The following is a 22,857-nucleotide window of genomic DNA, read 5'->3' as shown; positions in this document are numbered from 1 at the left end:
GCTGCACTATATCAGCTATCCTCAGCCATAGCTTTGGCAAATGCTGCTGCAAGCGCACTTTGTGGTGCTCGCTTATTCCGATCAAGTTTCTGTTTCACCTGATCTTTGGCGCTGTTCGGACGCTTGGAATGCGCTTTTGAACCGGATTTGCTATTTGTATGATGCTTTCCGCCCTTACGACTGCCACCTTTTTCGGGAGCTTTATGATTGGCAGCGGCTTTGTTTGAACGCCCCTTAGCGGCAGAGCCATCAGTCGCAGATTTTTCACTTCTCTGCTTACCTTGCCTTGCCATAGCATCAGATTTCCGCGCGTTTTTCTGGCCTTCATCGCGATGCTCAGAACGGGCTGTCTTTTCAATTTTGACTTCCGGCTCATCATCCAGTCGCATGGTCAAAGAAATGCGTTTTCGTTTCACATCCGCTTCCAATACTTTCACCTGCACCACTTGCCCTGCTTTCACCACTTTATGTGGATCATCAACAAACGTATTGGTCAGTGCCGATATATGAACCAGACCATCCTGATGCACACCGATATCCACAAAGGCACCAAAATTAGCTACGTTGGTCACTACCCCTTCGAGTTGCATCCCTGCACGCAAATCACGCACATCATTTACACCGGATCTGAATTTAGCCGTACGAAATTCAGGTCGTGGATCCCGGCCCGGCTTCTCAAATTCCAGTAAGATATCTGACACCGTAATGGCTCCACATGTTTCATTGGCAAAATCTGCTGCATTTAATTGCTGTAGAAATGCTGCATTGCCTATCAGCTCTTTCACTGATTTACCGGCTTTTTGCACAATAGCCTCAACAACAGGATATGCTTCCGGATGTACTGCAGATGCATCCAATGGATTGTCACCGTTCATAATTCTCAAGAAACCAGCGGCCTGCTCAAAACTTTTTGCACCGATCCCCTTTACCTTGATAATCTGCTGGCGGTTTTTAAATGCACCCTGTTCATCACGAAAACGAACCATATTCTCTGCCATCGACCGACTCAAACCAGCAACATGCGACAATAGTTCCGCTGATGCCGTATTCACATCAACACCTACATAGTTCACACAATCCTCAACCACCGCATCAAGACTACGTGCTAGAAAGCTTTGACTGATATCATGCTGATACTGCCCCACCCCAATCGCTTTCGGCTCAATCTTCACCAGTTCAGCCAACGGATCCTGTAAACGTCTTGCAATAGATACGGCTCCACGCAAAGAGACATCCATATCAGGAAACTCTTTGGCCGCCAGAGCAGATGCCGAATAGACCGAAGCACCTGCTTCAGAAACCATCACCTGGGTGAGATGCAATTGAGGGAAACGATCACGCAACTCTTCCACCAAGGCCTCTGTTTCACGTGAGCCAGTGCCATTACCAATGGAGACAAGATCAACCTGATGTTTATTGGCCAATACCGCCAACGCTGCAATCGCTTCTTCCCAACGTTTAGCAGGTGCATGTGGATAAATGGTCGCTACATCCAACACTTTACCGGTCGCATCAACCACCGCTACTTTCACGCCCGTTCTCAGCCCCGGATCAAGCCCCATTGTAGCCCGCTGACCGGCAGGAGCAGCCAGCAACAAATCCCTTAAATTATATGCAAAGACTTTAACAGCTTCCTCTTCTGCCTTCTTACTCAGCTGAGCAAACAGGTCTGATTCCAGACGTTTGCTCAGTTTTTGCTTCCAAGCTGCACTTACTGTCTCCAATAACCATTGATCAGCAGCCCTGCCGCGATTACTCACCCTGAATCGATTGGCAATGGCAGTTTCACAATGTCCAGACTCGGAGGATTGTTCAATGTCTGCTGCTTCCAGCAGCTTAACGCGTAACACCCCCTCATTCTGACCACGAAACAACGCCAGTACCCGATGCGACGGCATACGTTTCAACTGTTCACTATAATCAAAATAGTCAGCGAACTTGGCACCCTCTTCTTGCTTACTTTTCACCACGCTACTTGTAACCACTGCATGTTGATAAAGATAATCACGCAGCCGCCCAATCAGATCGGCATCTTCACCAAACATCTCCATCAAAATGTCTCGCGCGCCATCCAATGCCGCTTCTATGCTCTCAATACCTTTTTCGGCATCGACATAAGCAAAGGCGGCCACCTTGGGTTGCTGATTCGGGTCTGCAAGCAAACGTGTAGCCAGTGATTCCAAACCTGCTTCACGCGCAAGCTGAGCCTTGGTGCGGCGCTTTTGTTTATACGGTAAATATAAATCTTCTAATCGCGCCATGGTTTCAGCGGCCAGAATGCTCTTTTTCAGTTCAGGTGTGAGTTTATCCTGCTCAGTGATGGACTTAAGAATTGCGCTACGACGCGTTTCCAGATCACGCAGGTAACGCAAACGCTCTTCGAGATGGCGCAACTGTGTATCATCAAGCCCGCCGGTAACTTCCTTACGATAACGCGCCACAAACGGCACGGTTGCCCCGCTATCCAACAGCTCTATTGCAGCAACTACCTGCTGCTCTCTGGCGTTTAGTTCTTTAGCAATGCGTAACTCGATTTTCATGCTATCTCCACAAACAGTTCACTCTCAAAAAACTCCGGCCCAAGCCGAAGGACAGGAAGCTTATCGCCTAAAAAAAAGAATAAAACGGCTAATATCACCATACATCAAAAATCATTAAGCCGTTCAATTATTATCCCAATACAATCCGTTTTCCGGAATGATCATTCGCAACGTGCCAAGCCTTCATCAAAACCATCACTATTCACACGCCGCACCAATTAGGACAGAGTATCCAATCAATATTTACACAGATATGCATATTAAGGAGCATTCATATGAAAAAACTATTAAGCCTAAGTTTTATACTACTTCTATTAGGAGCCTTCTCTGGCTGTTCAGCTGAGCCTGGCACAAAAGCCTGGTGTGATAGCATGGGTGACAAAGATAAAGCCAAATGGACTGCTGAAGAAGGGATTACATTCACGAAACACTGTGTTGTTGGTAATTATAAAAAATAATGCTTGGTTTCAGGGCGCTCTACACAGTTGCTTACAATGCTTCCGTGTAGGCGCTCTGAAAACAACATCTAGTTTAAAACCCCGAATCCTTTCAGTTATCAGGGGTAATGCTGATCAAGATGTAAAGTTGTGCCGCTCCGAACTGGTATCAAATTCATCATTATAATCGGCTACTGCAGCTTCAATAACTTTTGCCGCATGTTCAAAGCCATAGGGCTCACCAATAGTAACCTTATGATCTTCGTTCGGGGAAAATTTATAGGTTAGAAAATAATGCATCAATCGATCAATGATAGCTTTCGGTAGCTCTGAAATATCATTGGCTGTCGACCACAATGGATCATCCTCAATCACAGCAATAATTTTATCATCTGCTTCACCATGATCACACATTGGCAACCCACCAATCACGCGTGCATTAACAATAATCTCAGTACGCGCAATTGGCCGTTCAGAAATTACGCAGATATCCAACGGATCACCATCCCCCCGCAACGCACCCTCCATTAGCCCACAAACTCGGTCGGCACACAGTGTACGCGGAACAAAACCATACAGGGAAGGATGTTGGGAAGATGAACGTATGGATCGATCCACACGCAAATAACCGGTTTCCTTATCCACTTCGAATTTCACCGTATCAACAGGGCTGATTTCAATAAACGCATTCAGCAGTCTCGGAGGTTCAGATCCCACCATCAGACCATGCCAGGGATGCGGACGCCATTGAGAAAAATTCTTCATATTTTTTCAACGCTCAAAACATGCCAAATAACTATAATAAAACCCATGATGGTCTCCTCTCATTCATAGTGAAAAAACTATTTATCTATTGAGATACACTACTCTAACGACTAAACACCTTTTGCAATATATCAGTTGTGCGTTTAACAGGATTTTTACGAATAGCGGCTTCTTCAGCAGCCATATAGTGAAAAATACCCGACAAACCGAGATCAACCACATGCTGGGTAAGATTGGCTTTCACATCGGGCATGAAAGGCAATGACTGGTATTGACCCATCACACTGTCATAAGCCTGAACCGCTCCGGCCTCATTCAATGCATTGGTAACAATCGGGCGCATCTCTTTGGATAGCGGCGTTGACATCTTACCTTTAAAATATTGCGTGGCAGCATCATCCGGGCCATTGAGTATCCCTTTTGCATCATCAATACTCATAGACTTAATGGAATCAGCAAAAATGCGTTTGGCTTTCGGAGTGGCAGCTTCTGCAGCACGATTTAAGCGCAACTCCAAGTCATCCATCATATATCCCATACCAACGGTATTGAGTGCTGATTTCACCGTTTCTAAATTTTTCGGCAATGGAATATGAATAGCTTTGTCCTTGTTAAATCCATCAGCTTTGCTCAACTGAGCAACCACACTCTCCGAACCAACTTTCAGCGCATCTTTTAAACCGGCAACCATATCCGAATGACTCAAAGCAGCGATTGAAGATGCAGCAGGTGATGCGGGCTGCGTGATGCCCGAATCCTGAAGCAAGCCTCCCACCTGATCCATCCAACCAGCCGATGCCTGAGGTACTGGCCCTGCAAACAGACTCGCAATCACTATTATATTCCAATTGATTCGTTTCATTCTTTCACTCCATCACTGTTTTATGGCATCAATGCTAGATGATTAATCAAACACACCAATGTGAAACAGATCACCCTTATAGTTGATAATCACACCATCTGACGTAATTTCCTGTAAAAGCATATCTGAACCGATACTATGTTTTTCTTTGCGAACTAGCCCGTTGATAATGACCATACGTGCATGCGGATCAATATCATAGATATGCCCTTCAATTTTAATCTCAGGCATAGACTGCTGTACGGCTACTGGCAAGTCATGCAATGATTGAATCGCTACATTAGCAGCCGCTTCCCTATGCCCAGCATCATCGGATACACGACCAGCTTGTATATCACGAACCGGGGAGGCCGGGGTGACTGGTTTGAAGACTGGCTGCTGTGCTTCAACATCAATGACAGGGGCTGGCTGATCATCGGCAATGGATGGCGCCAACGTCTCTGTTACCAGCAGAGGCTCAACTGTTTTCACTTGCGCTGTTGCCGGTCTATTTTTTTCTACAAGACCCTGCTTCGGTACCTCTTTAACAGGTATCGAAGCGGTCGCCGACGCATTTTTTTGATTGGGTTCCTGCTGCCATTGGGCAATGCACCAACCAATCAGCAATGCTGCCATGAGTAATATGATCGACAAACCGAACCGACGTTTTCTATGGCCATGTTCAGGAGCAAAAGCAGGCTGCTGCACTGGCTCCCGCCTCGCCCCCCGCTTCTCCTCTGATTTTTTCAACGCATCCAGAATATAGGACATTAAAACAATTCCCCATATGTCAGTCTTGGCATGCTTTGATCGATGCGTTCATTGATACGCATCAATGTCAGCGGTCCGACAATACCATCGGATGGCAAACCTTCCGATTGTTGAAAGTTTTTAAGGCGTTCAGCTAACATTGCATTCATTGTCTTAAATGTCTGTTTTGGGATCATTTCGCCTTGGATATTATCCATCTGCTGCGCAAGCCATTGCACCATTGGCCCAGAATCACCTTGCTGAATATCTTTGGTATATCCCGGCGGTTTAAGCCAGAACAGTGTAAACTGCCCTTGCCAATGCTGCTCCAACTCACTAAACGATATATCCCAATATTGCTGATCAAGCTGTATGACCAGCTGATCTCCTTCAATAGAACGGATCACTGCATAATGATCCTGACCATCACTACCCTTGATATGGAATATGGCGGGACGATTATGCTCCCGTAACAACCACAAGTTGGTGCGTTGCTGCAAACATAAGAGACGCTTACCCCGCAATTGATCACAAAGTGCCCCACCCACATTGCTAATACTGGTATCCCACAACGCTGCCAAGGTCTGAAAAGCCAGCTCTTTGGTACCTGTTTTTTCAATAACCTCCCATGGGTTGTCAGGGAACAGACTTACAGGCTCACCGGCTTCCTGTTGCGTTTCCTGCGCCAACGCAGGCTCAACCGGAGTTGCCTCAGCAGCCATAGACTCCGGCCTGGCCTCTGCAGGTCGTGCCGCTTGCAATCCTTGTTCTGTAAGCGTTTCATCCGCATTAGAGTGCAATGCAGCACTATCATCAGCTGCAATATCTCCCTCTAATGTCGCATCAAGGGCTGATGCTACAAGCTGTTCAGTATTCAGAGGATCATGTGCTATTTTCGCATTGCCAATTTCTTTTTCATGAACGGTATGATCCATCAAGGTCGCCGAAGTAGTTACACCCGGATGCGAATCGTATGTTTCAACGAACCAGGGCCATATTCCATGCAGCAATACACCTATGCCAATACACATCACAAAAACAAGCACAAACGGCATCAAGCTGCCCCGTTTTGACACTTCAATATGATCACCGAGCACCTCTTTGCTTGCTTGTCGTACATGCTCTGGCGTAACTATAGATTCATTGCAGCTGTAAACGCCAAGCAAGGCGCGGTCACACAACAAATTAATCAAACGTGGTGTGCCGTGACTGAAATCAAACAGCACAGCGATTGCCTTGCTGGAAAATACGGGCCTGTTACATCCGGCAACGGCAAGCCGGTGACGGATATATTCACCGCTCTCCTCTTTGCTCAAAGAGCGCAGGTGATAACGTGCTGTAATACGTTGAGCCAATTGTCGTAAATCATTTCGCTCCAACTTCTCTTTGAGTTCAGGTTGACCAAGCAGGATAATTTGTAACAGTTTTCGTTCACTTGTTTCTAGGTTCGTCAATAATCGCAACTGTTCCAAGACTTCAGGCGAAAGGTTTTGTGCCTCATCAATCATCACAACAACATTGCGCCCATGGCCATGGGCTTCGATCAAATAGGCATTAATACGGTCGGTAAATATTTTAATGCTGTTATTCGCTTCCGGGTAAGCGATGGAAAGCTCATCACAGATCGAAGCCAACAACTCTTCAACGGAAAGCCTCGGACTCACAATCCAGGCAATATCAATATGTTCCGGAATATCTTCAAGCAATTTTCGACTGATGGTGGTTTTGCCAGTACCCACTTCACCCGTTAACAGAATCACTCCACCAGCACTGCCCAGTCCATAAGATAGATGTGCAAGTGCTTCCTGATGTTGTTGCGTTAAATACAGATAACGCGGATTAGGTGCGATAGTAAAGGGCAACTCATTCAGCCCGAAATGTTCCAGATACATATTAAACAGGAGCCATGATGGGCAAACACGTATCTACTGCGTAAGAAGCAGAGGTATCAGAAGATGGCGTTAAACATAACATACCGCTAATGGTAGAGACTTCTCAGCAATAAGTCAGTGCGAATCAAGGTTGGACGAAGCCGAAAAAGAAAAGACTCCGTTGATCGTGCAATTATCTTTCAACGACATAGTATAGGCTCATGAAATCAACTTCCATACTGGTATTACTGTTGGCATTGATGCTCTCCGCCTGTGCCACCACACAAAATAGTCATGACCCTATCCAACCGGTGAACCGGGCAACAGATACGGTCAACGACAGCATTGACCGTGTCACTTTAAAGCCCCTTGCACAGGGATACAGCGCAGCTATCCCCAAACCTATGCGTACGGCAGTATCCAATTTTTATGACAATGCCACCTATATGAATACGGTGCTGAATGGTTTTTTACAGGGTAAGGGTGCACAAGGATCACAGGATTTCATGCGGTTTTTGATAAACACTATTCTGGGTATTGGTGGGCTGGTTGATGTGGCAACCCCCATGGGGTTTGAACGTCATGATGAAGATTTTGGTCAAACACTGGCAGTCTGGGGTGTCTCACAGGGAGCTTATATTGTTTACCCGCTGTTAGGGCCGAACTCATTACGCAACACACCTGATTTTATCACCGCTACGGCTACCGACCCGCTATTCTGGGCAGGACTGGTCATTGCTCCTTATGTAACTATTCCTGTCACAGCACTTAAATACATTGATAAACGTGCACAACTGTTAGATGCATCATCCATGCGCGATGAGCTGGCACTTGATCCTTACGTATTCACGCGTGAAGCCTATCGTCAGAACCGGAACTTCTTGATTCATGACGGGCACCCTCCTGCACCGGCAGTCAATAAAGATGATGATTGGGAAGAGGATGATTTTGATTTAGAAGAGGGTAATGATAACACGCAGGGCGCAGATGAGTTCACAGATGAGCTAGATAATATAGACGCAACTGACACACCAACAAACGCCAATAAAAATACTAAGATTGAGCACAGTGCCGATAAAACTGGCGAGATGAACTCAAGCATGAAAACCAGAATAAGCCTGAACAATGCCGCTCCTGCAGACATGACACCAACAAACGCCAATAGCACAATCGTAGCCGCTGCAGGCAGTGAAATAGTAAATGAAAATAGCCACGATCAAATAACCGCAACAGCAAATACCGAACACCATACAACAGCCACACCATCAGGGCAGGCAAACTACTCCATCTATCTCTCTTCTCACTATTCAGAAGTTGAAGCGGCCTCCGAACAAGGACATTTTGCCAAAATTGATATTCAAACGACTATCGTACCGGTGACCATTAAACAGCATGTGTGGTACAGGCTTCTCGCCAGCAAACATCACAACAGAGCCGAAGCACTTGCCCGCCTGAAGATGCTCAGATCCACTATCGGGCTAAGCAATGCCTGGTTGGAAGTAACGAAAGCGAAATAAAGCGCGCGAACAAACAATCTATTCACGCGCTCAAGAGTAGCAAAAGGCTTAAATACGGCTGCAACGATGCCTTAATAGATGATCGGCCAAAACCAGAGCCAACATCGCTTCTGCAATCGGAACGGCACGAATACCTACACATGGGTCATGCCGACCTTTGGTAACAATTTCGGTTTCATCACCATGAATATCAATGGTGGGACGTGATTGAAGGATGGATGATGTAGGTTTGAGCATCATTCGGGCCCGTATGCTATCCCCATTGGAAATACCACCCAGAATACCCCCTGCATGGTTACTCTGAAAACCTGATGCGCGTATCGCATCACCAAACTCGGAGCCTTTGGTCTCCACACATGAAAAACCATCACCAATTTCAACCGCTTTGGCAGCCGGGATATTCATCAGTGATTTAGCAATATCGGCATCCAGACGATCAAATACAGGTTCACCCAAACCGGCAAGCATGCCATGTGCTTCGACCGTGACAGCGGCACCAATCGAATCGCCTGTTTTACGCAGTTTATCCATATATTCAGCCATCTCTTTGGCGGCCTGAGCATCCGGACAGAAGAAGGGATTATTAGCAATTTCTATCGCATCGAATTTGGCAGGGTCGGACTTCACCGGCCCGATTTGATCAACCCAGCCCAGAATCGAAATACCGGCAGAGACCTGTAAAAACTTTTTGGCAATCGCACCACCGGCAACACGCATCGCAGTTTCTCTGGCCGAAGAGCGGCCGCCACCACGGTAGTCACGCAAACCATATTTTTCATAATAGGTGAAATCCGCGTGTCCCGGACGAAATTTATCTTTGATCTCAGAATAGTCTTTACTGCGTTGATCGGTATTACGGATCAGCAGACCGATCGGACAGCCTGTCGTTTTGCCCTCAAACACGCCGGAGAGAATTTCCACCTCATCCGCTTCACGGCGCTGTGTAGTGTACTTGGATTGGCCGGGTTTGCGGCGATCCAGATCAGGTTGGATATCTGCTTCACTGAGTTCAAGACCGGCAGGGCAGCCCTCAACAATGCCCAATAAAGCAGCGCCATGCGACTCGCCAGCAGTGGTGAGTTTAAAAATGTGCCCCATAGAAGAACCGGACATTATGCTACACCCGGGTCGCCGGCACCAACGTGGAAGCCTGCATCTACATAATGCAATTCACCGGTCACACCGGATGAAAGGTCGGACAACAAATACACGCAGGTATTACCCACCTCTTCCTGACCCACATTACGTTTCAGCATGGAGCCTCTGGCACTTTTATCCATCAATTTACGGAAATCTCCAACTGCCGATGCAGCCAATGTTCTGATTGGGCCCGCTGAAAGAGAGTTTACACGTATGCCTTGTGGGCCAAGATCAGCCGCCAGATATCGTGTTGATGCTTCCAGTGCCGCTTTTGCGACACCCATCGTGCCATAACCGGGTACAGCGCGTTCAGCCCCCAGATAACTCATGGTCACCATGCTGCCACCAGTTTTCATCATCGGAGCTGCACGTTTGGCACAGCCAATAAATGAGTATGCAGACACATCCAGAGCCAGATGAAAATCTTCACGAGATGTTTGTGAGAATGGCTCACGCAAGGCATCTTTATTGGCATAGGCGATGGAGTGAACAATAAAATCAAGCTCCCCCCATGTATCCGCTACCTGGGCAAAGAAAGCATCCATACTGGCTTCTTCAGAGACGTTCATCGGCGCAATAATCTCTGCACCGACACTCTCAGCCAGCGGCCGCACGCGTTTTTCCATCTGATCCCCAAGGTAATTAAAGCCAAGCACCGCCCCTTCACGCTGGGCAGCGCGTGCTACACCCCAAGCGATCGATTTATCATTGGCAACGCCAAGAATCAGACCTTTCTTACCTTGCAGAATTCCCACTCCAGACTCCCTTACTCTTGATGAGAGCAATATTATCAGCAGCCTTGCCAAAGCGCACGCACATGCGCCATGTATAAACAATGCGCATCCCTTTCATCGGTATTATGGACGCTTTCAAAGTAGAAGAATTGGCGCACCCTAGTGGATTCGAACCACTGGCCTTCGGCTTCGGAGGGCTAGGGTCATCAGGGTTGTGCCCTGACAGGCTTACAATCATTTACCCATTCAACGAGGCAGTATCATTTTTCTCTTACCCTCATTAGGGTTCGACGTGAGATTTTGAAGATATACTGAGTTATTCTATAGCCGTTAAACAATAGCATCGACCAGCACCCTTTCATTTCTTATATATTATAAACATGCACCCTTAGCTCAGCTGGATAGAGTGGCAGCCTCCGAAGCTGCAGGCCACAGGTTCGAATCCTGTAGGGTGCGCCATTTTCCTTAGTCAAATTGACTATCAGCCAACATTGGGCACAGATATCGGATAGTATCTTGTGCCCAAGCTGTGCCCATCACGTGCCCAACTGCACATTGGTGATATTTCTCTATTCGTAAAAGTGAGTATTAGCCAATGTGCCCATCATTAGTTATTAAAACAAAAAAACTGGCATGTTAAGACTCTGCTTCTAATGCTTACATTTGCATAATATGATATGGAATATCGTTTCCAGATGCATGACTTGAACCTTTCTTGAAGCTCAACTGAGCTTTTGCATCCAGTTCTGCATATGCACTATCAGTTAACATTAACTCGTCAGCATCAGCAGTATCTTCTCCGAGCTTTGAGGCCATATTCATTTCTGGCCCAAAGAAGGCCCCGTGTTCACCTGTAACCAACAAATCACCATAACCAATACCCGCACAGATTCGAAATGGTTCATCCGGTGTCAGCATTAATTTTTTTTGTTTCAGGGCATCGCTAATTTCCAACACTGCATTAAATGCACTTTTCACATTTGGGAACAACGCAATCAAACTATCTGCTTCAGTAATATAAGTTTCACAGTCATATGCTTGGATGATAGGAATGGTGATATTTCTTTTTTGTGCCAATTTAGAGAGAAAGTAGATAATACCAAACTCGTTCGTAGTCCGGGTAAAACCAGTGGAATCAATGACGAGGATAGCAAATCGTTTACCAAACTCCCGCCATATCTCCGCCTCTCTGCTTGTCGGATCAATGCCTTGATTAAGATAGTCATTCATCACATCCATTAATGACTTTTCCATCAACCTACTCCTTATCAATATAAAGCAATTATGATAACCATGAACAATGATACAAAACCACATTACCCAAACATGCGCTACATGTCTATTTTTACGGTATAATTTCAGGTTGAACAGTCTACAATCACCCTTAATCTAAGTCGTAAGTCTGTTACTCAGGCACCACCTTTGCATCAATAATGACATATGACTCTAGATCTTCACCCGCCTGCTGCAGGGCAATAACTTGAGGTGCAATACGCTTCAATGTATTCATATCCAATCGATGAAGCTTACGATCAAGACTATAAGGTGAAGACACAAAACTAACGACACTCTCTATAAGCTCCATCGCTTTAAGGTCTGCCTCTTCATGCGTGAGATTAGGGTCATGAAGAACTCTCTGAACTGCAGTAGACTCCATCAAACTGACGTAGTCCGCATAAATTGCAGCCTTTGGATGCTGCAGCAATAGCACCGTAACGAACACCACCAATATAAATGTAGCCGGTAGAACAGCTTTAAACAATGCCATCATGATTTAGCCCCACCAATAATTTGAAAGTACCCAACACTTATCTTAACATCAATGATAACTCACTCTTACTCCTGCCCAATCTACAGGATCGGGATGGCGTTTTCGCATCCACTGTTGAGAGAGTTGTAATACTTTAGTAACAGAGCGCGTACTCTCCAGCTGGCGATAAAATCCCTTCATCAACAACGAAAGCGATAGATCATTCCCCTTCCAGATATTAGTAACGGTCTGATTGACTCCTGCAAGCAGGAAAGCCTGAGCAAAAGGATTCTCGCCACTACTGCTACCACAACCACTTAATACGATAGTGTTCATCTTCCATTTCTGTTTTAGCAGTTCGTGAACATGCAATTGCCCATCCCCACCATCGCCTTGTTCAAGACCAAGGTAGGAAAAACGAGGCTGATTGTCTGCTACACCAATATGACTTGCCAGATGTACCCACCCATAACGATTGGATTGGGTAATAAAAGAATCCTCAGTTGGATTGAAAATGCGATCACCCGTCAGGTGGCTAAAATCGTTAACCGCCTCAACTTCTTGCGAAGCTAGCAGTAAAGGCTGTGCAGCTTTTCCTATATGTGAGACTAATGCCATTCGACTTGTAGCGAAGACCTTAGAAGAGCCGCTATAAAGAGATAAAGGGTAACTGAATGCATACTTATCAAGCAGCCACTGCCCTTTGCTTATAAGCATCGCAAAAGAGAGTCGTTCCAACGGTCCAATGGCCACCACTTCAATATCACCACTCTCAGGCAACCAGCCTGAGAGTGGTAACCATATCTGTTTCGTCAGACGCATAGCCGCTCTCTTTACCGGCAATCTGTTTGAAGTAGCACGGTTCAGGCTAGCCAATTGCGCTTCCAACACTTTATAACCAATTTTAAGGTCCAACGTTTTGATACCATCGGCATTCAGAATCCAACACCAACTTCGCTTAACACCGCTAAAATAGACCAAACGGGTTCTGCCATGCATATCGGGAATAGCTCCATCCAGGTTAGCCTCCAGGTTAGAGCTGTTAAAACGGTAATTCAGACTTAATCGATTCGCCTTCTCGGCCAGTTTGAGCGCCTGTTGAGGATCACGCTCTATAAGCAGAGCAATCGCACGTTCAAAAACTCGCAGCGGATGAAATTGCAGATCATCGCGGGAAAACGGTACCTTATCTGAAACAACCATGGATATAGAACGCTGAAGTGAAGCAATCGCTTTTTCCGGCTGATGTTGACGGATATAAGATTCTGCCTTGAGCCAGTGCAGTGCCCAGTTCATTTTCTTATCATTGAGTGTTTTAATCAAATAGGTAAAACGGTCAAAATATTTCTCATGCTTGTTATTTTTATCTATCGCATCCTGATCTATCACCAACAACATAAAGATAAACTCAAGCTCCAACTGAGGGATTTCCATCAACTGCGCCTGCTCAAACCCCTTCTGTAATAACTTCATACCTTCTCTGCGATGTTTCATATCAGATTGCACCAGTAAGCGCGCCAAGTTTTTCCAATCATATAACAGACCAATCCGGTCACCACGCCGGTGATCAATATCTATAGCAGCACGAAAATGAGCCAGCGCTCGACTTTCATCACCAGCAGATCGTTCCAGCCGTCCCATATTATTATGCCAGCCAGCCAGCCGTTCACTCACTAAAGCGGGTTCCACCCAGGTAAGTGCATGGCGAGCGACTAAAAAACTATCACTTGCCTCTTTTCTCATACCCATCGACATCTGAATCAAGGCCGTAAGATTAGCCAGATCAAAACGCAAAGCATCATGCTCTGGTATCTGATGATGCAGTTGATCCAGTGACGCAAGTAAGCCTTCAAAGTGACCATATTTCCACGCAGCCTCAATACGCATCAATTTCAGATGCAATAAACGTGAACTGCCATGTTTACCTTGAAGTAGACGTTCGGCCTGCTTCGCTAATATATTAAACTGCTCCCATCCCCCTTCTACCTGGAAACGATTCATTAAGGCCATACGGTTCATCAACAGCGTCAGTTGCATTGTCTCTGCTTGAAGAGGCAATGCAGAAATTGCTCCGGCAAGCATCTTATCGGCCTGCGCGTGAGGCACAGCTCCACGCAATGCCATCGAAGCATAAGCATTTGCCGCAGTAGCCCGGTCTGACCAGCGTTTACTCCGCTGATAAAAATCAGCCCAGATATTTGCAGAGGTGACCGGTGATCCCTGTTTACCCAACAGTGTTGCCTTGAGTTTCAACTGCATCAATGTCAAAGCGTCAGATAGCTTGCTCTGATGCTCAAATATAGATAATGCTCGCTCCTCAACACCTCCATTGAGCGCTGCCTTAGCGATTAATTGTAACAGTTTTTCTTTCCGCTTAGGACTCAATGAAACCATCGCTCTTTCAAAATGATCAACTGCTGCCGTCCAGCCTCTATCCCTATATGATGACATGCCAGCTTTAAGCTCCCATTTCCAGTCCATCAGACTGGCATCTGCCCGCTGCCATAGCTGAACCTGCCATGATTCATCTGATAAAGATGGTTGATCAGAGCTAAGACGGCCAATCGTTGCGGCATGCAGCAGCGTGGGTGACAATACTATTTCCTGTCCGTTGACTAGCTGTCGGAACGCTTCAAAATCTTCTATGGCAGGATTGACAAAACTAACAAACAAACGCTTCTTTCCGCCCTGCCACTCTTTAATAGCTGCATACCAATCGGTGGCCGCACTACCTTTGGTATGTTTGTATATCAGGTGATCATAATCCATCCACCATAATTCACTCTCTTCCTCGCCAGCTGAAGAAGGCCAAATCAGCAGCATCGCTTCATCCGCTCTCAACGCTCTACGCAAACGATCCAGTGATGCAGAGGACGCTAGTGGCCTGCTTTTAACAGCCTGATGACGCAGCTTTGTCAGATTTCGCTCACCTTCAAATAAGGTATGAATAGCATCTCTCTGTTTTTTCTGTCTAAGAAGGGCAAGGGCTTGACCTTGATAATACTCTTTTAACATCTCCATATGCATGGGAAGAACCACGTCTGTCTCTGTAATCAAAGTATCAATCCGATGTTGATCGCCCTGCTGTCTGTTACCCTGTGTACGCTCAAACCACCATTTCAGCCAAGGATTCGCCTGTCTATTCGATATGATGCGCTGTTGAACCAACGCCATTGCCTCAACATTGCCATACAGTTGCAGCCACCTGAAATAATTGACATCAATCCAGACACTAAGCTCCGGGTATTCACGCTCGGATTTTTGTCTGAGGCTGTTCCACGCTGCTATGCTCTGCCTGATATGCCGGGTATCACTTATGCTACTCTGCACTGTTGCATCGACCGCTATTTCAACAACCCGGGATAGCTTTAACAGCTCTATTTCTAGCGAACGTTTCAGATCACCTTTAAATTGTTCAGCAAGGAACAGTAACTCAGATTCACTGATCACCTGCCCCAAAGCTGCATTAAGACGCAAGCGCATCCACAATAGTTGAGAGAACAGTTTCGTATCACTCTTCTTTACCAATAGCTCAGCAGATGCGAGCTGTTTTTGTGCCTGCATCCATGCTCCCTGCCGGATATAAGCATAGGCAAGATTCTGGTAAGTTAGTCCCTGCAAACGTTCCGAAGCGGCTTTATTGGCACGTTTGTGTTTCAGTGATTTAGCCAATGCAAACCACGATTGATTTTGCATTTGCATCTCAGCCTGCAGTGATGAAGCCACCCATGCGGCATCAAAAGGCAGTTTCTTACCATCGATACGCAGCAGACCTGTTTTATCACTCACAGCAGGTAATCGGGATACTTCATTCAAGTCCTGCATAGCAGATTCCAGTTGTTGAGTGCGAATATAAGCCAACGCACGACTCAACAGCAGGCGAACACGTAACGACTTATCAAGGTCAGGATCGGCAATAAGCAAGCTTAAGGCACGAATGGATGATGCATGATCACCACTTTGATCGGCCAGTAGAGCACGCAAACGAAGGGCGAGATTCCTATCTGCTGTGTTTAAACTATCAGGCAACATATCGAGCCAGACCAAACCATCGCTGCCGCGCGACAGTTTAAAACAGGCGCGTGCCGCCTGCATCAGGAACGGAACCGCTATATCTATCTCTTCTGTGCGCCAGAGTTGCATCAGTTGCAGTTGTCTGTTGTACAATTTCAGATTAAAAGAGAGGTTAATAATATTGCTACGAAGCGTAACAATATCGTATTGATCTGCCTTCTGATCTGTAGCCAGAGCATAGGCTGTTTCGTATGATTTAAGGGCCTGCCGCTGTCTGTTGATTTTACTACCTTTTTCCAGCAACCAACCCAGTGTCTGATGTGCAGCCCATAATTCCGGACGCTCCTGCACCACGTGAACCAATTGCTTCTCTGCCTTACTAAACTGCCCTTCGTAAGTTAGAATCAATGCTTCAATATAGCCATGTTCGGCCCCATGTTTTATCCCAAGATGTTGACGCCACCACTGCCCCTCTGCCGCAGTGCGATCCAGCTTTGATGCAATTAGAAAATGGAGCCGGGCAGTATGTGTATCCAAAATATCAATTGAAAGTGCCTCTCTGGTAAGGTCCAGCGCTTCATTCAACATACCCCGCCGCTCTTTTTCGCCAGCCACACTGCTTAATAGCTGCAGACGCAGCTGTTTCCGTTGAGCTTTAAGCGCCGGGTGAACAGCTTTACCACAGAGAAACAATCCTGCTTCATATGCCCCCCCCTGCAGATAGAGCTCTATTAATCTCAATTGCCAAAGCGATTGAAGATAATCAGGACTCTCACCCGATTTCGTCTGATACAACTGGCGCAGTACTTCTATTTCATGCTGATCCACGGATAGCTGTTGCAGCACGTAACTGGATAATGATTGAAGCTCAGGAAACAGATAGTCAGAAAACTCGTCTGCTGCCAACTCCTCCAGCGCCAGTTTTGCATGGCCTGATGCAACTAGCAGATTCGCACGTATCAATCCGCCCCGCTCACGCAGTGCAGGTTCGAATATCTGTGCTAATTGTTGCAACGCATCTGTGCCACGCCCGACACGCTTCAGCCATATAGCCAGATCATAGTGCATACGGTCGGCATAAGGGTCATGCATGCGACTCGCATCTCTCAGCCCTTGCATAGCCTTAGTTTCGGATAGACTGGTGTTTGAATGAAATAATCTAGCGCGTAGCTGCTGCCATCTACCCTGAGCTGTTGATTCAGAACTGCCACGAACAGATGGATTATGAATACCAGCATCCCAGATCAGATCACGCTGGTCAGCATCAGATTCATTATCTCTTACCCCTTGCAATAAGTGCCATTGTAACCAATTCGCAAGTTTGTAATTAGATTCAATATCAGAATCGGGAGCAGCAATATATGCGATACGGCGTATGCCATCTTGCAGAATGGTAAACCACAACACACCCTGCAGACCCACAACGGGATCATCAGCATCAAGTGACAATGGCGTCAGTGGTTTACCATTTGCAGTATCCACTATCCAGCCCGCATCAAGACTGTTTATCTGCCCATCGCCATTGCTATCGAACGGGTGAATGACATGATACTTCCCGAGTCTGGATTCTGGCGCTTTCGCCAAAGCTTTGGCTGATTCACTCGATAATGCTCGCTGCCACCATGTTTGATACGTGTCCCCACGATCACTCATGAACACAACTGTTTTACCATCAGGCAACAAAGCAGGTCCACTATCATCGGCAGGATGCTGCTCCCACATTTGAACCTGTTGATTCGGAGTCCAGATAGCCAGATCAAGATTATCCGCCCTATCTGTTACAAAAAGTAACCGCCCATCTGGCAAAGGTAGTGGAGAAAAACTATTACCCTCCCCTGTTTCTATGATCGTGATACTATTTTTTTCAATGGACTCGGCTGTTGCAACTCCAACAAGAGCAAAAAAGAAACAGATCAGTAGCGATAGCTTTCTCATTCCTTTTTCTGAAAGTCTCGCCCATCAGCATGAACCCATGCGCCAGTCGGCAATTCTTTAAGACGTAACTGATGGAATAGCTGTGCCAAAGAACTTTTATCGCTATCATGGAAATCTGCACTGTAATGAATCACATGATCAATAATCATCGCCCGATCACCATTTTCCTGCTTGATCAAACGTTCAAATCGCTTCTTCATCTTTCCCACCAGAGTGACGTTCGCCCCACGACGCTGCCGGATCACGCCACTCTCATCTTCCAGCAACCAGCCTTTTTTGATCCAGCCATCCAGTTCATCAAAACGAAAAGCGCGCCCAGCAACAGCACGCTTATAATCTGTAGCCACCTTACCAGCATGAGCACCATGGCGCATGGGAGCGATTAGCAGTGCCTTCTCATCCAATTCAGCAAAACGGCCCAGCAACTGCTTTTCCAAAGCTGTCTGCTCGCTCACCAGCTCCACCTTCGGCTGAATCGTACATGCTGAACAAGCCAGCAACACCACTAAAAAAGCTAAAACTCTATACTCACACACCATTTGTTAATGATGGCCTGTTAACATCAATGATACAATATCCGAGGTAAACAGTTAACGATCATTACTGCACTGCTCCAGTAATCTGGAATGCTGCCCAGTAATATGGATGGTGATATTTCGCTTTGGTAGATAGCTGCGCATTTCTCAAAGCCGAACGTTTATCTGTCGTGCCAAGATTTGCGTAGAAGCCGGTCATCAAATCACTCGTGGCGGCATCATCCACCTGCCACAGACTGGATACGATAGAGCTGGCTCCTGCGTAGAGAAAACCTCTAGTGAAGCCGACCACATCATCACCGTTGGCAACCTTGCCGAGGGCTGTTTCACAAGCAGACAGCGTAACCAGATCGGCATTGAGATTGAGGTCGTAGAGCTCACCCACCGTGAGCATGCCATCATTTTGTGAATCCTTGGCGAGCAACAAGCCTGAGTTCAGAGGCTTCTCGGCGTCGAATGTACCGTGGGATGCGAAGTGAAGATAACGGAAACTATTACCGTAAGTTTTTACAGCGGTTTCGGTAGCTTGCCCTCTCACTAACAATTTCGCACCTACTGTTTCACGGGCAATCTTCTCTGCTTCTTTCTGTGCAAAGGGCAAATCGTATTTGGCTTCACCAAGATCAGGGTTGCCAAAGGCCAGCAGCGTACCCGCCTTGTTCTGATGCTGTTTCAGGAACTTCATCACTGATGCAGATGGTAAAACCCGCAGCTTGTAGCGATCAATCAGAAATTGATTGCCATCACTCAGTGCTGCAAACGGCAGGTAGTGCAAGGCACCATGTGGAACAATGGTGATGTTTTTTGTATTGATTCCCGATGTCACTGGTACAATCAAGCGATTGTAGAGGCGCTTACCGCTCTGCTGATAAGCTTTGCCTTTCGGATTAAGGATAGCTTCCCGGAATGCGGTTACATCAGCCTGTAGCCCCTTGCCTTCTAGCTTCACACCGCGAATCCCATTCGCTGTCACCACGAATGCGAACAGAGCATCACCAGAGCCGTAGTATTCAATCAGAGTTTCACCCTTGGGTAGAAGTGATTGAATCTCTTTCACATCCGGTGCTTCAACCGTTACCAAAGAGGATAATTCAGGAGCTTGTTGAGATAATGCTTCACGGTTTTTAATTACAATACTTCGAGTGGTTGATCGTTCAGTATCACCTGAAATTACTAGGTCTTTTGCTTCAGCAGTATCAAGTTGGGCTAACAGCTTATTTTGTTCAGAAGTTGAAATGGTGCTACCAAACTGTTGCTTACTAGCCAGCATATCTACCAACGCACGAGCTTTGCCACGTTCAGCGTAAGCAAAAGCTTCATCATATCGACCTGTATCCATCAACGTTTTAACCAGCATTGAATATACTTCTTGTTTGTCACCGGCAAAACCAATTCGTGACGCATCATTTGCAATACTGCTTCGTTGTTTTTCAAGTAGTTTGATGGCGAGCATTAACCGATTTATTGCAATAGATTGTTTGTTCGCATTTAAATCTATAAGTGCACGGTAATATAGTGCGAATGAATATAGACCAGTGAAATTCTTTGCATTCTTTCTAGATAAAAAGTGTTCCAGTTTGGCTGATGCTTCTTTTATTTTACCAACTTTATAGGCTGAGATTGCATGGATGTAAAATCGTTGGAGTAAATAAAATGGTAAAGTTTCAGCCGTGTTTTCTTTTTTAAACTTAATTAATTTATCATCAAAAGTATCAACAACTTGGATTATTTCATTGTAAGCTTTATTATAATCCCTCAGTGCAAAATAAATTTTTGCACTAGATGACAATACGTTATTATCTATCCAGTTCTGTAGCCCAAATTGAGTTATCTTTTTCATATCATTTATGATGCTGATCGCTTTGGTTCGATTATTTTGTTTAGCGAACGCCATACCTTTTATCATGAGTGGGCCATCTTCAGGTGATGTTAATGCAAATGCACCTTCAGCATGAAAAGTTTTCATAGCTTGCTTTTCAGCCATTTCAGCAAATTCAATAGAGCTGTTGTAATCTTCGACTTCAAAACTCATGAGAGCATTTGAAGAAAGCATTTGGTAGTGATATTCAGGGTTTTGATCATAATTGTTTTGAATCCCACCAAATAAAGTTTTCTTTTGAATCACTTTATCACGAGGAAATTTGGAGAAATATCTTTGAGAACAAATTTTAAATTGAGCGAAATCTTTGGCCACGTAATATGAACGGCATAAGTTACTCAATGCAATTAAATTTAAAGAATTTTTTTTGTTAAGATCTTCATGCCCTACGCGTACTTTGGAGTGGTCTCCATAAGCCAAATTGATAGCGTCTTTTTGACCTGCACACCCACTTAAGAGCAGCGTACTAACCATTAACAGTAGTACCCATTTACTCATTATCCCTCCCTCCAAACTCATCAACTCAGCGCAACCGATACCATTTACCAGTTATAGGACAAAAATGGTCTTTTCGCAATTTTCTTTCTGCCTCTGGATTGTTCCAGAACCCTCTTGCTTTATTAGTTTGCACTGTCCAAAACAATAATGACAGCAGCCGATTGATTCACGCCACCAGATAACGCGGCTAGAAACTTTTCCGTAGCTGATTTATTCAGTCGTAATTCAGAGCGGCTACCCTGAGAAACTGCAGGCAGCTTCAACAGCAGTGGATGAACACCAACGCGCTCCTGCCTGTTCATTGCTGATTCCACATCATACGCATATGCAACAGCCATATGGCTCCGAACAACGTCATAAGGTGTTTGAGCATTCGGGTAAATTCGGGAGCCTGAAAACCCTTTAATCCAAGGTAACAATGAAGGAGAAAATGAAGAGACTCCGGTTGCATCAATCACAACCCCACTATATTTTCTTTCATCCCCATGCATCTTTTGCGCTTGAACATCAGCAGTCAGTTCACGGAAGCGCTGTTCAGGGATAAGTGCTGAAAAAAGTTCCGCCATTGTAACCCGAACTAAAACTTCAACAGATAAATCCTTTCTCCTTCTAACTCTGACTACATGTAAACCGCTCACCAGAGCACTGACATCCTCTCTGACCCGATCACTCTCCACCATTTCATCTCTAGCAAGGCTGTCGTTATCCAGACGAATTTCTTTTACCGTATCCAGAAAGTTACGCTGCGCATCGACTCTTGCCCCTTTTTGCGCAAACAGCCAACTGATATGTTTAGCTTTAGGATGCTGCTTGCCAACGCCCTGCACAAAGATATTGGCTTGTTCCCAGTTCACACCAAAATCCGCTGCTGAAGCAGGAAATGCCACCAACCATAAAACAGCCACAAACACACCTCTTAACAAACCCTTATCCCTCCTACTTTCTTGTACCGTATCTCGACAGTCATAGATAATCGATTTTCACTAAAACTTGCATTGTATGATCATTATTTAATTTTCATCCCTAAAAGTCTTATATAAGGACAGCCATCATTGCTACTGCCAAACCAATAGCACCTGTCACTCTAATCCACCATCCCTTTTTATAAAAAAATAGCGAAATCGAAAAAACAAAAAGCCCAAATCCAAAAAAGGCCACCTCAGATACACCTTGTCCAGCTCCAACAGCTCCATATATAATAGCTATCAACGATAAAAGAATCGCAACACCCCCTCTGACAATATTTGACAGAGACATATCAGGTTCACTTACAATTGATTCACTATTCACTTTAGTCTTTCTCAGATCAATATGAGTGAGATCTTTGTGACTTTTTAATTCTTCTGATTGAGGTTCAACGAGTTTTTTTTCCTCAGAAACTTCCGCTTGAGCGACTCCCTCTATAGTTGACGTGGATGGTTCGGAATCCTCATCCACAAGGATCGCCTTATACCGCCCTTGGAACAAATGCCCGGTTTCTTGTTTTTTTCTGTTAATATAACGCGTATAGCGGAAACTAAGGTTTTGAATGATTCGGGAGAGTGGAGACTGATCAACCTGAATGAGCAGGTGAATATGGTTTGTCATCAAGCAAAAAGCATGCACCCGGTGACCGTATCGGACTATGCCTTCCTGAAGCAACAACAAGAA

General features: G+C 45.6%; 16 protein-coding genes and 1 tRNA gene. 3 read left to right on the top strand and 14 right to left on the bottom strand.

Annotated elements, in window-relative coordinates:
- Positions 1–11: 11 nt before the first annotated feature.
- Positions 12–2,540, bottom strand: a complete 2,529-nt coding sequence (locus D8Y20_RS11605; RefSeq protein ID WP_121543878.1) for a Tex family protein — start codon at positions 2,538–2,540, stop codon at positions 12–14.
- Between the two features lie 275 nt (positions 2,541–2,815).
- On the opposite strand from D8Y20_RS11605, the gene D8Y20_RS11600 reads away from it, so the two are divergent.
- Positions 2,816–2,998, top strand: coding sequence for a DUF3012 domain-containing protein (locus tag D8Y20_RS11600; protein WP_121543877.1), 183 nt, complete (start codon positions 2,816–2,818; stop codon positions 2,996–2,998).
- 114 nt (positions 2,999–3,112) lie between these two features.
- Here the strand turns inward: D8Y20_RS11600 and D8Y20_RS11595 are convergent, their stop codons facing one another.
- From D8Y20_RS11595 to D8Y20_RS11580, 4 genes are all read right to left on the bottom strand, one after another.
- The gene (locus D8Y20_RS11595) at positions 3,113–3,742 is read right to left on the bottom strand and encodes an inorganic pyrophosphatase (RefSeq protein WP_121543876.1); all 630 of its coding nucleotides are present in this window, start codon (positions 3,740–3,742) and stop codon (positions 3,113–3,115) included.
- A gap of 103 nt (positions 3,743–3,845) precedes the next feature.
- Positions 3,846–4,604 carry a DUF4197 domain-containing protein gene (locus tag D8Y20_RS11590; RefSeq protein WP_121543875.1) on the bottom strand — a complete coding sequence of 253 codons (759 nt, stop codon included), beginning with the start codon at positions 4,602–4,604 and terminating at the stop codon, positions 3,846–3,848.
- A 42-nt stretch (positions 4,605–4,646) separates the two neighbouring features.
- The gene (locus D8Y20_RS11585; RefSeq protein WP_121543874.1) at positions 4,647–5,354 is read right to left on the bottom strand and encodes a general secretion pathway protein GspB; all 708 of its coding nucleotides are present in this window, start codon (positions 5,352–5,354) and stop codon (positions 4,647–4,649) included.
- Complete coding sequence (locus D8Y20_RS11580; RefSeq protein WP_121543873.1) at positions 5,354–7,225, bottom strand: AAA family ATPase; 1,872 nt, start codon at positions 7,223–7,225, stop codon at positions 5,354–5,356. Before D8Y20_RS11580 ends, D8Y20_RS11585 begins: the two co-directional genes overlap by 1 nt.
- Before the next feature lie 200 nt (positions 7,226–7,425).
- Between D8Y20_RS11580 and D8Y20_RS11575 the strand changes: the two genes are divergently transcribed.
- Positions 7,426–8,721 (top strand): VacJ family lipoprotein, encoded by a 1,296-nt coding sequence (locus D8Y20_RS11575; RefSeq protein WP_121543872.1) that lies wholly within the window; start codon positions 7,426–7,428, stop codon positions 8,719–8,721.
- A 48-nt stretch (positions 8,722–8,769) separates the two neighbouring features.
- Here D8Y20_RS11575 and aroC read toward each other — a convergent pair whose 3' ends face one another.
- Positions 8,770–9,834, bottom strand: a complete 1,065-nt coding sequence (aroC, locus tag D8Y20_RS11570; RefSeq protein WP_121543871.1) for a chorismate synthase — start codon at positions 9,832–9,834, stop codon at positions 8,770–8,772.
- Positions 9,834–10,616: an enoyl-ACP reductase gene (locus tag D8Y20_RS11565; protein WP_121543870.1), complete on the bottom strand. Its 783-nt coding sequence runs from the start codon at positions 10,614–10,616 to the stop codon at positions 9,834–9,836. The genes aroC and D8Y20_RS11565 overlap by 1 nt, the downstream gene beginning before the upstream one ends.
- 361 nt (positions 10,617–10,977) lie before the next feature.
- On the opposite strand from D8Y20_RS11565, the gene D8Y20_RS11560 reads away from it, so the two are divergent.
- A tRNA-Arg gene (locus D8Y20_RS11560) sits at positions 10,978–11,054 on the top strand.
- 198 nt (positions 11,055–11,252) lie between these two features.
- Here the strand turns inward: D8Y20_RS11560 and D8Y20_RS11555 are convergent.
- From D8Y20_RS11555 to D8Y20_RS13750, 7 genes are all read right to left on the bottom strand, one after another.
- Positions 11,253–11,849: an adenylate/guanylate cyclase domain-containing protein gene (locus D8Y20_RS11555; RefSeq protein WP_121543869.1), complete on the bottom strand. Its 597-nt coding sequence runs from the start codon at positions 11,847–11,849 to the stop codon at positions 11,253–11,255.
- Positions 11,850–12,000: 151 nt separating this feature from the next.
- Positions 12,001–12,366, bottom strand: a complete 366-nt coding sequence (locus D8Y20_RS11550) for a hypothetical protein (protein ID WP_121543868.1) — start codon at positions 12,364–12,366, stop codon at positions 12,001–12,003.
- Positions 12,367–12,414: 48 nt separating this feature from the next.
- Positions 12,415–18,294, bottom strand: a complete 5,880-nt coding sequence (locus D8Y20_RS11545) for a CHAT domain-containing protein (RefSeq protein WP_121543867.1) — start codon at positions 18,292–18,294, stop codon at positions 12,415–12,417.
- Positions 18,291–18,749, bottom strand: coding sequence for a hypothetical protein (locus D8Y20_RS11540; RefSeq protein WP_147434073.1), 459 nt, complete (start codon positions 18,747–18,749; stop codon positions 18,291–18,293). Before D8Y20_RS11540 ends, D8Y20_RS11545 begins: the two co-directional genes overlap by 4 nt.
- A gap of 145 nt (positions 18,750–18,894) precedes the next feature.
- Positions 18,895–21,207, bottom strand: coding sequence for a CHAT domain-containing protein (locus D8Y20_RS11535; RefSeq protein ID WP_161957631.1), 2,313 nt, complete (start codon positions 21,205–21,207; stop codon positions 18,895–18,897).
- A gap of 122 nt (positions 21,208–21,329) precedes the next feature.
- On the bottom strand, positions 21,330–22,112 hold the full coding sequence (locus D8Y20_RS11530; RefSeq protein ID WP_147434072.1) for a hypothetical protein: 783 nt from the start codon (positions 22,110–22,112) through the stop codon (positions 21,330–21,332).
- A 127-nt stretch (positions 22,113–22,239) separates the two neighbouring features.
- Positions 22,240–22,857: transposase (locus D8Y20_RS13750; RefSeq protein WP_201265637.1), on the bottom strand; the 618-nt coding region annotated here is incomplete at its 5' end.

Source organism: Mariprofundus sp. EBB-1, assembly GCF_003665155.1.
GTDB lineage: Bacteria > Pseudomonadota > Zetaproteobacteria > Mariprofundales > Mariprofundaceae > Mariprofundus.
Note: the sequence above shows the minus strand (reverse complement) of the source record. Positions and strands in the feature narration are given on the sequence as shown.